13 protein-coding genes are annotated in these 13,340 nt (G+C 71.9%); 5 read left to right on the top strand and 8 right to left on the bottom strand.

Annotation, left to right across the window (positions count from 1 at the left end; all coding sequences use genetic code 11):
* Positions 1-33: 33 nt before the first annotated feature.
* Positions 34-1,215, bottom strand: coding sequence for a serine hydrolase domain-containing protein (locus tag ACFYR0_RS18690; protein ID WP_389328735.1), 1,182 nt, complete (start codon positions 1,213-1,215; stop codon positions 34-36).
* Entirely contained in the window at positions 1,161-2,465 is a 1,305-nt protein-coding gene (locus tag ACFYR0_RS18685) for a multidrug effflux MFS transporter (protein ID WP_389329148.1), read from the bottom strand. The genes ACFYR0_RS18690 and ACFYR0_RS18685 overlap by 55 nt, the downstream gene beginning before the upstream one ends.
* A gap of 104 nt (positions 2,466-2,569) precedes the next feature.
* On the opposite strand from ACFYR0_RS18685, the gene ACFYR0_RS18680 reads away from it, so the two are divergent.
* The 3 genes from ACFYR0_RS18680 (at position 2,570) to ACFYR0_RS18670 (ending at position 5,445) form a co-directional block, all read left to right on the top strand.
* Positions 2,570-3,565: a Gfo/Idh/MocA family protein gene (locus tag ACFYR0_RS18680; protein ID WP_389328732.1), complete on the top strand. Its 996-nt coding sequence runs from the start codon at positions 2,570-2,572 to the stop codon at positions 3,563-3,565.
* A 270-nt stretch (positions 3,566-3,835) separates the two neighbouring features.
* Positions 3,836-4,471, top strand: coding sequence for a TetR/AcrR family transcriptional regulator (locus ACFYR0_RS18675; RefSeq protein ID WP_389328729.1), 636 nt, complete (start codon positions 3,836-3,838; stop codon positions 4,469-4,471).
* Between the two features lie 245 nt (positions 4,472-4,716).
* Complete coding sequence (locus ACFYR0_RS18670; protein WP_389328726.1) at positions 4,717-5,445, top strand: bifunctional DNA primase/polymerase; 729 nt, start codon at positions 4,717-4,719, stop codon at positions 5,443-5,445.
* A gap of 276 nt (positions 5,446-5,721) precedes the next feature.
* Here the strand turns inward: ACFYR0_RS18670 and ACFYR0_RS18665 are convergent, their stop codons facing one another.
* The 4 genes from ACFYR0_RS18665 to efeO are packed head-to-tail and all read right to left on the bottom strand — an operon-like array spanning position 5,722 to position 10,074.
* Positions 5,722-6,726 carry a hypothetical protein gene (locus ACFYR0_RS18665; RefSeq protein ID WP_389328723.1) on the bottom strand — a complete coding sequence of 335 codons (1,005 nt, stop codon included), beginning with the start codon at positions 6,724-6,726 and terminating at the stop codon, positions 5,722-5,724.
* Positions 6,686-7,558: an iron uptake transporter permease EfeU gene (gene efeU / locus ACFYR0_RS18660; RefSeq protein WP_389328720.1), complete on the bottom strand. Its 873-nt coding sequence runs from the start codon at positions 7,556-7,558 to the stop codon at positions 6,686-6,688. Before efeU ends, ACFYR0_RS18665 begins: the two co-directional genes overlap by 41 nt.
* 3 nt (positions 7,559-7,561) lie before the next feature.
* On the bottom strand, positions 7,562-8,896 hold the full coding sequence (efeB, locus tag ACFYR0_RS18655) for an iron uptake transporter deferrochelatase/peroxidase subunit (protein ID WP_389328717.1): 1,335 nt from the start codon (positions 8,894-8,896) through the stop codon (positions 7,562-7,564).
* A 17-nt stretch (positions 8,897-8,913) separates the two neighbouring features.
* Positions 8,914-10,074, bottom strand: coding sequence for an iron uptake system protein EfeO (efeO, locus tag ACFYR0_RS18650; protein ID WP_389328714.1), 1,161 nt, complete (start codon positions 10,072-10,074; stop codon positions 8,914-8,916).
* A gap of 534 nt (positions 10,075-10,608) precedes the next feature.
* Between efeO and ACFYR0_RS18645 the strand changes: the two genes are divergently transcribed.
* Positions 10,609-11,253: a PhzF family phenazine biosynthesis protein gene (locus ACFYR0_RS18645; RefSeq protein ID WP_389328712.1), complete on the top strand. Its 645-nt coding sequence runs from the start codon at positions 10,609-10,611 to the stop codon at positions 11,251-11,253.
* Positions 11,254-11,408: 155 nt separating this feature from the next.
* Here ACFYR0_RS18645 and ACFYR0_RS18640 read toward each other — a convergent pair whose 3' ends face one another.
* Positions 11,409-12,056 (bottom strand): heme oxygenase (biliverdin-producing), encoded by a 648-nt coding sequence (locus ACFYR0_RS18640; protein ID WP_389328710.1) that lies wholly within the window; start codon positions 12,054-12,056, stop codon positions 11,409-11,411.
* Between the two features lie 123 nt (positions 12,057-12,179).
* The gene (gene map, locus ACFYR0_RS18635) at positions 12,180-13,037 is read right to left on the bottom strand and encodes a type I methionyl aminopeptidase (protein ID WP_389328708.1); all 858 of its coding nucleotides are present in this window, start codon (positions 13,035-13,037) and stop codon (positions 12,180-12,182) included.
* Positions 13,038-13,096: 59 nt separating this feature from the next.
* Between map and ACFYR0_RS18630 the strand changes: the two genes are divergently transcribed.
* Positions 13,097-13,333 carry a hypothetical protein gene (locus ACFYR0_RS18630; protein ID WP_389328706.1) on the top strand — a complete coding sequence of 79 codons (237 nt, stop codon included), beginning with the start codon at positions 13,097-13,099 and terminating at the stop codon, positions 13,331-13,333.
* Positions 13,334-13,340: the final 7 nt, after the last annotated feature.

Genomic DNA, 13,340 nt, shown 5'->3' with positions numbered 1-13,340 from the left:
CCTCTCGGCCCTGTCTCCAGCCGCCCCGCCGCCTCAGGCCTTCGCGACCGCCCGCGCCAGCCGGGTCGCCGCCGTCGCCCGAGGGCGGCTGTCCGGGGGCCGCCGGCACGGATGCACGGTGTTGGCCAGCAGGACGAGGAAGGTGTCCGTCGCCGGGTCCAGGACCAGGGACGTGCCCGTGAAGCCGGTGTGCCCCGCCGCGCCCCGGCCCGCCAGCTCGCCCATGAACCACGGCTGGTCCAGCGCGAACCCCAGCCCCGGCGGCGTCAGCAGCAGCTCCACGAAGTCGGGCCCGAGGATGCGGGCGGGCCCGTGCGAGCCGCCCGCCAGCAGGGCCCGGCAGAACACCGCCAGATCACGGCCCGTGGAGAACAGCCCCGCGTGCCCGGCCACCCCGCCCAGCGCCCAGGCGTTCTCGTCGTGCACCTGGCCGCGCAGCATCCCGCGGTCCGCCTTCGCCCACGGCCGCCGCTGGTCCTCCGTGGCCGCCGCCCCCGGGCACGGCCCGAACCGGGTGGCCGTCATGCCCAGCGGCCGGGTGATGCCGTCGTGGACCAGCACGTCCAGCCCGCGCCCGGTGACGCGTTCCAGGACGTGCTGGAGCAGCAGCATGTTCAGGTCGGAGTACACGTACTCGCCCGGCACACCCGTCGGCGCCTCGGCCCGCAGCATCGCGAGCCGCTCGGTGGCGTCGGCGCAGTCGTACAGCGGCAGCTCCGGCCGCAGCCCCGAGGTGTGCGTCAGCAGCTGCCGTACGGTGACGCCGTGCCCGGCGGCCGCGTGGAACTCCGGCAGATACGCGCCGACCAGCGCGTCCATGCCCAGCGTGCCCCGCTCGATCTGCTGCACCGCGGCCACCGAGGTGAACAGCTTGGTCAGCGAGGCCAGGTCGAACGGCGTGTCCACGGTCATGGCGACCCGCCGCCCGGAGGGCAGTTCGACCCCGGCGCCGGCCACCGGGTCCCAGCCGGCGTACCGCACGGCCCAGCCCGCCGCCTCGGCCACCGCGAGCACCGGGCCGCGCCCGGCGACCACGACGGCGCCCGCGGCCCAGGGCCGCTCCCCGGACGTCAGCCCGCGCACATGGCGGACCAGGGCGTCGATCTCCCCCGGGTCGAGGCCCGCCCGCAGCGGCGTGCCCTCGCGAAGCCTCGGCGCGCTCAGCTCTCCTCCCCGGACCCGGAGCCCTCGGTCCCGGCCGCGCCCTCGCGCCACCGCCGGCCCGCCAGGCAGCCCAGCGCCGCCACGGCCGCCACCAGCTGCACCACGGCCATCGGCACGGCGGTGTCCTCACCCGCGATCCCCACCAGCGGGGAGGCCACGGCACCGACCAGGAACGAGGAGGTGCCGATCAGCGCGGACGCCGACCCGGCCGAGTGCCTGGTGCGCAGCAGCGCCAGCGACTGGGCGTTGGGCAGGATCACGCCCATCGACGTCACCAGCACGAACAGCGCGGCGGCGACCGGCACCAGCCCCGTGGCGCCGAACACGCCCAGCGACATCACCAGCAGCGCGCCCGCGGCGAGCACCGCCACCGCCAGTCCCGCCACCAGCACCCGTTCCAGCCGGACCCGGCCCACCAGCACCTTGCCGTTGAACTGCCCGGCCGCCACCAGTCCCACCGAGTTCAGGCCGAACAGCAGGCTGAAGGTCTGCGCCGAGGCCCCGTGGATCTCCTGCACCACGAAGGGCGAGGCCGAGATGTACGCGAAGAGCGCGGCGAAGGCGAAGGACCCGACGAGCGTGTACCGGGTGAACGGCCCGTCGGCCAGCAGCCCGCGGATCGAGCGCAGGGTCTCCCCGATGCCGCCGCGATGCCGCTCCTCGGGGGCCAGGGTCTCCGGCAGCCGGGTCCACACCAGCCCCAGCAGCAGCACCCCGATCACCGCCAGGACGACGAACACGCCCCGCCAGTCCGTCACCCGCAGGACCTGACCGCCGATCAGGGGCGCGACGATCGGGGCCGCGCCCGAGATCAGCATCAGCGTGGAGAAGAACCGGGCCATCGCCACGCCGTCGTACAGATCGCGGACCACCGCCCGCGCGACGACGATCCCGGCGGCGCCCGCGAGCCCCTGCGCGAGGCGGCACGCGACCAGCGCCTCGACGGTGGGCGCCACGGCGCACAGCACGGTGGCGACGACGTAGACCGCCAGTCCGGCGAGCAGCGGGCGGCGGCGGCCCCAGCGGTCGCTCATCGGACCGACCACGAGCTGGCCGAGCGCCATGCCGGCCAGACAGGCGGTCAGCGTGAGCTGCACGGTGGCGGCGGGCGCGCGCAGAACGCGGGCGACCTCCGGCAGCGCGGGCAGGTACATGTCCATCGCCAGCGGCGGAGTCGCCGTCAGACCGCCGAGGACGAAGGTGACGAGCAGGCCGGTCCGGCGTGCCGCAGGCACGGGCGGCCGCTTCGTCGGTGCGGCCGCCCGTGACAGATCAGGCGTCGAGGCCCCGCCCTCGCCCATGCGCTCCTCGCTCTCCATCCCTCTTCGAGCCGTGCTCCACCGGCCTATGCTCTCAGCTCGAACACAGTGCTGATTGATTGTGGCCGACCGAGGATGGGGCGGGAATGGCTGACGGCGTGCGGTGGGGGATTCTGGCGACCGGCGGGATCGCGGCGGCCTTCACGGCGGATCTGGTGGATCTGCCGGACGCGGAGGTGGTGGCGGTGGCCTCGCGCACCGAGGCCTCGGCGAAGGCGTTCGCCGAGCGCTTCGGGATCCCCAGGGCCTACGGCGACTGGGCGTCGCTGGCCATGGACGAGGACATCGACGTCGTGTACGTCGCCACCCCGCACGCCTCGCACCGGGCGGCCGCTGGGCTGTGCCTGGAGTCCGGGCGGAACGTGCTGTGCGAGAAGGCGTTCACGCTGAACGCCCGCGAGGCCGACGAGCTGGTCGGGCTCGCCCGGGAGCACGGACGCTTCCTCATGGAGGCCATGTGGACCTACTGCAACCCGCTGGTGCGGCGGCTGAAGGCCATGGTCGAGGACGGCGCCATCGGCGAAGTGCGCACGGTCCAGGCGGACTTCGGGCTCTCCGGCCCCTTCCCGCCGGACCACCGGCTGCGTGACCCGCGCCAGGGCGGGGGCGCGCTGCTGGACCTGGGCGTCTACCCGGTGTCGTTCGCGCAGCTCCTGCTCGGCGAGCCCGCGGACGTCGTGGCGCGAGCGGTGCTCTCGAAGGAGGGCGTCGATCTCCAGACGGGCGCGCTGCTCTCCTGGGAGAGCGGCGCCATCGCCTCGCTGCACTGCTCCATCATCGGCGGTACGCCCGTCCGGGCCTCGGTCACCGGCTCGCAGGGCCGCATCGACATCCCGGACGGCTTCTTCCACCCGGACCGCTTCGTGCTGCACCGGGACGGCCGTGAGCCGGAGGAGTTCGCCGCCGATCCCGCGCACGGGCCGCGCACCACCCTCAAGCACGAGGCCCGCGAGGTCATGCGCGCGCTGCGGGCCGGGGAGACCGAGTCGCCGCTGGTGCCGCTGGACGGCAGCCTCGCCGTGATGCGCACGCTGGACGCGATCCGCGAGCGCATCGGGGTGCGCTACCCGGCGGAGGGCTGAGCGGCTTCCGGGGGGCCTGGGCGTCGTCCCGGGTGATGGCTGAACGGCTTGCCGGGAGCTGTCTGAGCGTTGTCCCGGGCGATGGTTGAGCCGCTTCCCGGGGGATGCCTCGGCGTCGTCGTCCCGGGCGTTTCCTGGGTGGTGCCTCAGCGTCGTCCCGGGTGATGGCTCAGCGCCTTCCCGGGGGTGCCTGGGCGTCGTCCCGGCGTCGGCGATGACGGAGGAGGTCCAGGCGAGACGCTCCGTCTCGCCTCCTGGTATCGTCGGGGCATGGTCGACAAGCCCGCCCCCGACGCCAGCCGCCGCAGCGAGAAGTCCCGCCGCGCGATCTACGACGCCGCCCTCGCCCTCGTCGGCGAGGTCGGCTACCCCAAGACCACCGTCGAGGGCATCGCCGCCCGCGCCGGGGTCGGCAAGCAGACGATCTACCGCTGGTGGTCCTCGAAGGCCGACGTCCTGCTGGAGGCCTTCCTGGACCTCGGCGAGCAGGCGGCGCAGGCGGCCCACGAGGCCGGACGGACCGCCCCGGAGACCTACGCCCTCCCGGACACCGGCGACCTCGCCGCCGACCTCAAGTTCGTCCTGCGGGCCACCGTCGACGAACTCCTCGACCCCCGCTTCGACGCACCCAGCCGGGCCCTGGCCGCCGAGGGCGTGGTCAACGAGCAACTCGGCCGCGAGTTCGTCACCAAGCTCCTCGAACCCCAGCTCCAGCTCTACGTCGACCGCCTGCGCGCCGCCCAGGACGCCGGGCACGTCCGCCCCGAGGTGGACCCGCGCATCGCCCTGGAGCTGTTCGTCTCCCCGCTCGCCCAGCGCTGGCTCCAGCGCACCGCGCCGATCTCCCACGAGTACACCGACACCCTCGTCGACTACGCCCTCCACGGCCTCGTCCCGCGCCCCTAGGGCCCTTCCGGCCGCTGTCGGCCGCGTCACCCCGCCCCGCGGCACCTGGCACCCAGTGCCATTCCGGGTGCCGTAAGGTCGGGAGACAAGTCATGGAAATCCCGGCAAAGCACGCCATCGGCGCTGATCCCGGTGTGGATTACGTCTCGTCCCACCCTTCCCGGTTGTCGGCTCCTGCCCCCCGGAGCGCAGGATGGTGGGACGATGAGGCATGCTGTCCGCACCACAGCGAGGCGAGGGGACAGATGAGCGCGGAGTTCGCCGGCCCGACCGGCCTGCGGGGCCGAATCTCCCAGTGGCTGCGCCGAAGCGGCCCGGAACCGGCCGCCGCCGACGACGGCCGCGAGGCCCTGCTGCTCGCCACCGCCGCGGCCGGTCTGCCGCTCGCGCCCGCCGCTCACCCGGCCCCGGGCTACGGCTGCTCCTGCGACCGCGTCGGCTGTCCCACGCCCGCGCGGCACCCGGTGTCGTTCGCTTGGCAGACGCAGTCCACCACCGACCGCGCGCAGGTCGAGCGCTGGGTCCGGCATCAGCCCGAGGCGAACTTCATCACCGCCACCGGCATGACCCACGACGTCCTCGACGTGCCCCGCGAGGCCGGGCGTGAGGCGCTGGAGCGGCTGCTCGCCGACGGGGTCGAGGTCGGGCCGGTCGCCGAGAGCGACGACGGGCGCATGTACTTCTTCACTCTCACGCGGGGTACGCCCGAGGACGAGGACGAGTGGTGGCCGTGCGAGCTGGACTGCCATCCCGAGACGATGGACGAGCATCCCGGGCTGCGGTGGCACTGCCGGGGGTCGTACGTTCTTGTGCCTCCCGCGCGGTTGCCCGGGGGTGAGGGGGACGGTGTGCACTGGGTGCGGGGGCCTGAGTTCGCGTTGCCGGAGCCGTTGATGTTGTTGGAGCGGCTTACTGACGCGTGTGCGCGGCATGTGGGTGGGCAGGGGTCGGCCACCTGGCCGTCGCGGGGGTAGGGGTTTTGGCGGGGGTGGCTCTCCTGCGGGGCGGGTGGGGTTGGTCGCGCAGTTCCCCGCGCCCCTTGAAGATGCGCAGTTCCTCGCGCCCCTGAAGATTCGCGCCGTTCCCCGCGCCCCTGAAGATTTGCGCCGTTCCCCGCGCCCCTCAAGGATTGCGCCGTTCCCCGCGCCCCCGAAAAGATTGCGCCGTTCCCCGCGCCCCCAAAAGGGTTGCGCAGTTCCCCGCGCCCCCTGAAAGGTTGCGCAGTTCCCCGCGCCCCTGGAAAAGGTGGGTCAGTCGCCCTTGGCTGCTGTCAGGCCCTGGATTCTGCCCAGCATTCTCAGTTGGGGGGCGGCTGTGCCCTGTCTGGGGTTGAGGACTGCCTGGTTGGAGACGAACTCCATGGTCAGGGACTGTTTGATCTCGCCGGTGGTGAGGGCGAGCACGTCGTCGTTGGGAGCGGGTACGGTCGCGCCGGCCGCGGCTGTCTGCTTCTCGTAGTGGTGGGTGCCGAAGAAGACCAGCGCGCCGCCGTCGGCGGTCCGCAGGGCCAGTGGGGCGTAGTCGCCCCGGGAGAGCGGCTCGTCGATGTACTGGCGTACGAGACCGGGCCGCTTGGCGTTCTGCTCGCGCAGGTCGCGCCAGGCGGAGGTGTGCGTGCCGTCGGCGAAGGCGTTGCCGCCCTCCTTCAGATACGTCACATAGCCCTGGCTCAAGTCCTCGGGTGCGACGGCCAGTTCGGGGGAGTCGGCCGGGACGGCCTCGACATGACCGTCCTTGTCCTTCTTGAACTCCGGTACGTCGCCGGGCGCTACGAGCGTCAGGTACGCGACCTCCCAGGGCGCCTCCTGGCGGTCGCGGGTGAACACCAGCAGCCAGCGGGCGTCGCCGCCCTTGTTGCCCCGGGCGTCGGCGAGGAACCAGCGCGGCCAGCCCGGCTTCTCCACCACCGTGAACTTCGCGTCCGTCAGCTCCAGCGGGGTGTGCGCCGGGTTCCCGTCGGGGTGGTTGACGCGGCCCGCCTTCAGCCGGGCCGCGTCTATGTCGGCGAGCGCGCCGGTGACATGCCCGGCGTCCAGGGAACTGTCGTAGGCCTTGTCGGCGGCGTTGTACGCGGTCGTGAACTCGCGCAAGGCCTCCGCGGCCTCGGACGCGGTGGCGGCGGGGAGCACCTCGCGCTCCCCGTGCACCACCACGCATCCGTTCGCGGTGAACGACAGGACGGCCACAACGGCCGCCGCTGTCAGGCCGTTACGGTCACGCCTGCGAAGTCTCAGACGGCTGCGATCCCTGGTCATCGGGCTCCTTCACCTTCCCCTTCCCGGAGGCGAACCCTACCGGGGCGAGGAACAGCGCGAGCGTCGGGATCAGGTACAGCAGCCACACCGTGACCTGGAGGACGGTCGGTTCGGGCTGGAAGTTGAACACGCCCTTGAGCAGCGTGCCGTACCAGCTGTCCGGCGGGATCGTGCCGCTGACGTCGAAGGCCTTGCTGGTCAGACCCGGTACGAGGTCGGCCTCCTGGAGGTCGTGGACGCCGTACGCCAGTACGCCCGCCGCGACCACGACGAGCAGGCCGCCGGTCCAGGTGAAGAACTTCGCCAGGTTGATCCGCAGGGCGCCCCGGTAGAACAGCCAGCCCAGCAACACCGCGGTGGCCAGGCCCAGTCCGGCGCCGATCAGCGGGCGCGGGGAGCCGTCACCGGCCGCGCGCACGGACGTCCACACGAACAGGGCGGTCTCCAGGCCCTCCCGGCCGACGGCGAGGAAGGCGGTGGCGACCAGGGCGGCCGTGCCCATCTGGAGCGCGGAGTCCAGCTTGCCGTGCAGCTCTGTCTTCAGATGCCGGGCGGTGCGCCGCATCCAGAAGACCATCCAGGTGACCAGGCCGACGGCGACGATCGACAGTGAGCCGCCGAGCAGCTCCTGTGCCTCGAACGTCAGCTCCTGGGAGCCGAATTCGAGGGCGCAGCCGAAGCCGAGGGCCACGGCGACCGCGACGCCGATGCCGGTCCAGATCGGCCTGAGCGCGTCGCGGCGGCCGGTCTTGACCAGATAGGCGATCAGGATGCAGACGACGAGGCTGGCCTCCAGGCCCTCCCGCAGTCCGATCAGGTAGTTGGAGAACACCGCTCAGGCCTCCTTCGCGAACAGCGTGCGGCCCCACCAGTCGTCCTTGTCGCGGACGCCGGGCGGGACGGCGAAGACCGCCGAACCCACGTGCTGGATGTACTCGTTGAGGGCGTCCGTGGCGAGGTTGCGCTGGACGGGGATGAAGCCCTTGCGCACGTCGCGCTGGTAGGCGAGGAAGAACAGGCCCGCGTCCAGGCGGCCGAGACCGTCGGTGCCGTCGGTGAAGGAGTAGCCGCGGCGCAGCAGTGTCGCCCCGCCGTTGGCGTCGGGGTGGGCGAGCCGTACGTGCGCGTCGGGCTTCATCGCCTTCAGGAACGGCTCGTCGCGCTCCTTGGCCTTGCCGACCGGCGCGCCCTCGCCCTTGTCGCGGCCGAAGATGTCCTCCTGCTCCTGGAGGGAGGTGCGGTCCCAGGTCTCGATGTGCATCCGGATGCGCCGGGCGACGAGGTAGGAGCCGTCGGTCATCCAGTCGCTGCCGTCCTCGGGACCGACCCAGACGAGCTTCTCCAGGCGGTCGGTCTCGGTGCCCGCGATGTTGCGGGTGCCGTCCTTGAAGCCCATCAGGTTGCGCGGGGTCTGTGCCTCGGGCGTGGTCGAGGAGGTCTTGCCGAAGCCGAGCTGGGACCATCTGACGACGACCTTGCCGAAGCCGATGCGGGCCAGGTTGCGCACCGCGTGCACGGCGACCTGGGGGTCGTCCGCGCAGGCCTGGATGCACAGGTCGCCGCCGCTGCGGTTGCGGTCGAGGTTGTCGCCCGCGAACTTCGGCAGGTCGACCAGGGCCTCGGGGCGCCGGGCCGCCAGGCCGAACCTCTCGAACAGCGACGGGCCGAAGCCGATGGTCAGGGTGAGCCGGGAGGGCTTGAGGCCGAGGGCCTCGCCGGTGTCGTCCGGCGGTGCCTCGGGCAGCCCGCCGAAGCCGCCCTCGCCGACCGCCTGTCCGGCGGTCATCCGGCGGGCGGCCTCGGTCCAGTCCTTGAGCAGCCGGACGAACTCCGCGCGGTCCCCGGTGGTGACGTCGAAGGACGCGAAGTGCAGCCGGTCCTGGACCGGGGTGGAGATACCGGCCTGGTGGGCGCCGTGGAAGGCGATCGCGGCGCCCGCCTCGGCGGCCGGCAGCGCGTCGTCGCCCGCGTCGCCGTCGCGGGTCAGGGCGACCGCGCCGCCCGCCGCGGCGGCGCCGAGCGCGAGGCCCGCACCGCCCCAGCCGAGCAGCGCGCGACGGGAGGGCGTGGCCCGGGTCCCGTCGGCCGCGGGGGTGCCGTCCGCGCCGGCGGAGGTCGCCGGGGTGCCGTCCGTGCCGGCGGTGGTCGCCGGGCTGTCCTTGCCGGTCATGTCCGTTTGCCCCTCGCTCACTTGGCGACGACGGCGGCGGCGAGCCGGGAGAGCGGCTCGGCGAGCGCGTTCACCGCGTCCGACAGCTCCTTGCGGTCGGCCTCGCCGACCTTGTCGTACGAGGTGAACTCGTACGAGTTCTTGTTCGCGCGGTACTTGTCGAGCAGTGTGTCCAACGCGGCGAACTGCCTGTCCAGTTCGGCGGTGAGCTCGGCGTCGTTCTCCTGGGCGACCGGCTTCAGCAGCGCGTAGGACTTCTCGGCGCCCTCGACGTTGGCCTTGAAGTCGACCAGGTCGGTGTGCGAGTAGCGCTCCTCCTCGCCGGTGACCTTGCCGGTGGCGACCTCGTCGAGCAGTTCCTTGGCGCCGTTGGCCATGGAGGTCGGGGTGATCTCGGCCTTGCCGACCCGGTTCTGCCAGTCCTTCAGGTCCTTGATCAGCAGGTCGGCGAGCTCCTTCTCACGGTCGCCGATCTTCTTGTCCTGCCACAGGGCCTTCTCCAGGCGGTGCCAGCCGGTCCAGTCGGTGGCCGGGTCCTGGCCGTCCTCCAGGCCGTCCTCGCGCACGTCGACCTTGGGGTCGATGTCGCCGAAGGACTCGGCGACCGGCTCGGTGCGCTCCCAGCCGATGCGGGAGCCGGCGTAGGCGGCCTGCGCGGCCTTCAGGTCACCGGACTTGACGGCCTGGGCGAACTTCTCGGCGAGCGGCAGCGTCTCGTCGGCCTGGGCCTGCACGTAGGCGCGGTACTCGGCGACGGCCTTGTCCAGGCGCGGGTCACGCTTCGCGGCGGTGTTCTTGCCGGTGGCCTTGATGGCCTGGCGGATGCCGTCGCCCTTCATGCCGGGCTTGCACGCGATCTGGTAGTCGCCGGCCTTCACCTCGGCGGTGACCCGCTGCTTGGTGCCGGGGCCTATGTTCTCGCGCTCGGTCACCACGCGGTCGTCCGGGAAGAGGACGTAGACCTCGGTGACCTTCGAGCCCTTGTTCTCGATGGCGAGTTCGAGGTGCCCGGCGGGCACCTCCTTCTTCGACACCTCGCACTTGTCGTCGGTGGCGGTCACGTTGATGACATGGTCCGAGCCCTCGCCGGCCTTGCTCTTCTCGGTGCATCCCGTAACGGCGGTCAGGGCTGCCGCGGTGGCGGCGGCGGTCACGACGGTGAGGCGGGCGGCACGCATACGGACTCCAGACAAGCGGCGGAAAAGCGACGTGACCCACGCCATACGGTGCGGGTAGGCTCACCTAACTTATCTGAGGCTTACCTGTGTGATACCCGTGCGTGTGGTGATTCAGCTCTCACGGAAGCGGAATGGGCACGGGCCGATCACGGTGGCTCAAAACGGGTGTCATGGAAGGGTCAAGAGAGCGTCAAAGTCCCGGGCCCCGAGGCGCCCGCACGACTCACCGCCCGGGCGCCCGCACCGGCTTCGGCGCCGAACTCCCGTCGGGCAGCACCTCCCAGACCGCCGGAGGCGGCGGCGGAGCGGCACGGGAGGAAGCGGCGGCACGACCGGCATGGTCACCGGCGGCGGCCTGCCGCCACGGCGCCAGCGCTCCCGTCGCCGCCGGGGCGGGCGTGGTGTCCTCGCGATGTGCCGCCGCCGCCCGCAGGCATGGCACCCGCCCCGTGGGAACGGGGGTCCGTGCGGGAGGGGCGGCCACCAGGTCACCTCTCCCGCACGAACGGCGCCGACCGGTGGTTCAATTCCCCGGTGACTGACTACGACGTGCTGCGCGTCTTCTGTGCGCCGAACGGCGGATACGGCAACGAACTGGGCGTCGTCCGCGAAGGCTCGACCATGCCCGAGCGCGAGGAGCGCCAGATGTTCGCCGCCAAACTCGGCTTCAGCGAGACGGTGTTCGTCGACGACCCCGAGCGCGGTGTCGTCGACATCTACACCCCCACCCTGCGGCTGCCGTTCGCCGGCCACCCGTGCGTCGGTGCCGCCTGGCTGCTGGACGTGCCCGAACTGATCACCCCCGCCGGGCAGGTGGGCGCCCGCCAGGACGGCGAGTTCAGCTGGATCGAGGCCCGCGCGGACTGGGCCCCGCCACGCACCCTGCGCCAGTACGGCTCGGCCGCCGAGGTCGACGCCCTCCCGATACCGCCCAAGGGCGAGTGGATCTACGCCTGGGCCTGGGAGGACGAGGCCGCAGGCCGCGTCCGCGCGCGGGGCTTCCCCGGCCGCGACGACGGCATCGACGAGGACGAGGCCACCGGCGCCGCCGCCATGCTCCTCACCGCCCAACTGGGCCGAGCCCTCAACATCACCCAGGGCACCGGCTCCCAGATCCTCACCGCCCCCCAACCCCACAACTGGATAGAAATAGGCGGCCGAGTCCTACTGGAACGCTAACCACCAGGCGACGCAGTCTTTTAGGGGCGCGGGGAACTGCGCAATCTTTTAAGGGGCGCGAGGAACTGCGCAGTCTGTTCAGGGGCGCGGGGAACTGCGCGACAAGCCCCGACGGTGCCGCACACACCACGAAACGCCAAGCCCAGCGGCAGCGCTCACGCAGTGAGGGGATACTCGGCCCCCAGCGCCCTGAACACCGCCGTATTCAAAGCGAAAGCGTCCCGGCACTCGGCCACGACCCGCTGCCGCTCCAGTTCGTCCGCCGCGAGAGCGTCCAGCCGCTCCCGATACCCCCGCTTGAACTCCGCGGGATTCGAGATCCCCTCAAAGACGTAGAACCGCACCCCGTCCCCCTTGCGCGCGAACCCCCACGTCCGCTCCGCCCGGTCCCGGATGATCTGCCCACCCGACAGATCGCCGAGATACCGCGTGTAGTGATGGGCGACATACCCCCCGGGCCACTCCTCGGCGCACTCCCGCACCCGGTCCGCGTACACCCGCGTCGCCGGCAACGCACTCAGCGTCGACCGCCACCCCGGCCCCCGCAGATGCTCGAGATCCCGCTCCAGCGCCCCCAGCCGGAACAGCTCGGGCCGGACGAAGGGCCCCGCGACCGGATCGGCGGCCAGCCGCCCCGCCCCGGCCTCCAGCGCCTCGTACACGAACCACAGCTGCTCGGTGTAGCGCGCGTAGGCGTCCACGCCGAGCCGGCCGCCGAGCAGATCGCTCATGAACGTCGAGGTCTCCGCCTCCGTGTGCTGCTCGTGGGATGCGGTCCTGATCACGGTCGAGAAGGAGTCCATGCGTCCATCCTTCTAGGTCAGGGTCCTGAGTCAAGAGGTTTGCCGACGTCCTGTCGGTAAGACGCTACAAGAGGAAACCCGCCCTCACCAGGGGAAACAGATGAGGACGGGTGTACGGGCAGGTCACGGCAGGGTGAGGATCTCCGCCCCCGACCCGGTGACCACCAGCGTGTGCTCGAACTGCGCGGTGCGCCTGCGGTCCTTGGTCACGACCGTCCAGCCGTCGTCCCACATGTCGTACTCGTGGGTGCCCAGCGTCAGCATCGGCTCGATCGTGAACGTCATCCCCGGCTGGATCACGGTCGTCGCGTGCGGGCTGTCGTAGTGCGGGACGATCAGGCCCGAGTGGAACGACGAGTTGATCCCGTGCCCGGTGAAGTCGCGGACCACGCCGTAGCCGAAGCGCTTGGCGTACGACTCGATGACCCGGCCGATGACGTTGATCTGGCGCCCCGGCTTGACCGCCTTGATCGCGCGGGTGAGCGACTCGCGGGTGCGCTCCACCAGCAGTCGGCTCTCCTCGTCGACGTCACCCACCAGGTAGGTCGCGTTGTTGTCGCCGTGCACCCCGCCGACGTACGCCGTGACGTCCAGGTTGACGATGTCGCCGTCGCGCAGGACGGTCGAGTCCGGGATGCCGTGGCAGATGACCTCGTTGACGCTGGTGCACAGCGACTTGGGGAAGCCGCGGTAGCCGAGCGTGGACGGGTAGGCGCCGTGGTCGCACAGATAGTCGTGCGCCACCTTGTCCAGCTCGTCCGTGGTGACGCCCGGCGCGATGATCTTCGCCGCCTCCGCCATCGCCCGCGCGGCGATCCGGCCCGCGCGGCGCATCGCCTCGATCGTCTCGGGCGTCTGCACCTCCGGACCGGTGTACGGCGTGGGCGCCGGCTTGCCGACGTACTCGGGACGGCGGATGTTTCCGGGTACGGAACGGGTGGGAGAGAGCTCCCCTGGTACGAGCAGCGACTGGCCAGACATGCCAGCGAGTCTAAGACAGCGGTCATGGGGGACCATGTCCGTGGCGAAAGGAGCCGGTCATGGCCGTGTTCAAGAAGCGCACCGTCGGCAAACCGGGCGAGTGGTACTACTGCCTGGAGCACAAGAAGGTCGAGGAGGGGCCCGAGTGCCCCGCCAAGGACCGCTTCGGCCCGTACACCAGCCGCGCGGAGGCCGAGCAAGCGATGGCGACCGCCCGTGAGCGCAACCTGGAGTGGGAGAACGACCCGCGCTGGCACGACGCGCCGACGGGGGGACAGGGCACGGACGAGCACTGACGGCCGG

Origin of the sequence: Streptomyces sp. NPDC005017 (assembly GCF_042873115.1) — a bacterium.
Taxonomy (GTDB): Bacteria; Actinomycetota; Actinomycetes; order Streptomycetales; family Streptomycetaceae; genus Streptomyces.
The sequence above is the reverse complement of the archived record's forward strand: the minus strand, read 5'-3'. Positions and strand labels throughout refer to the sequence as shown.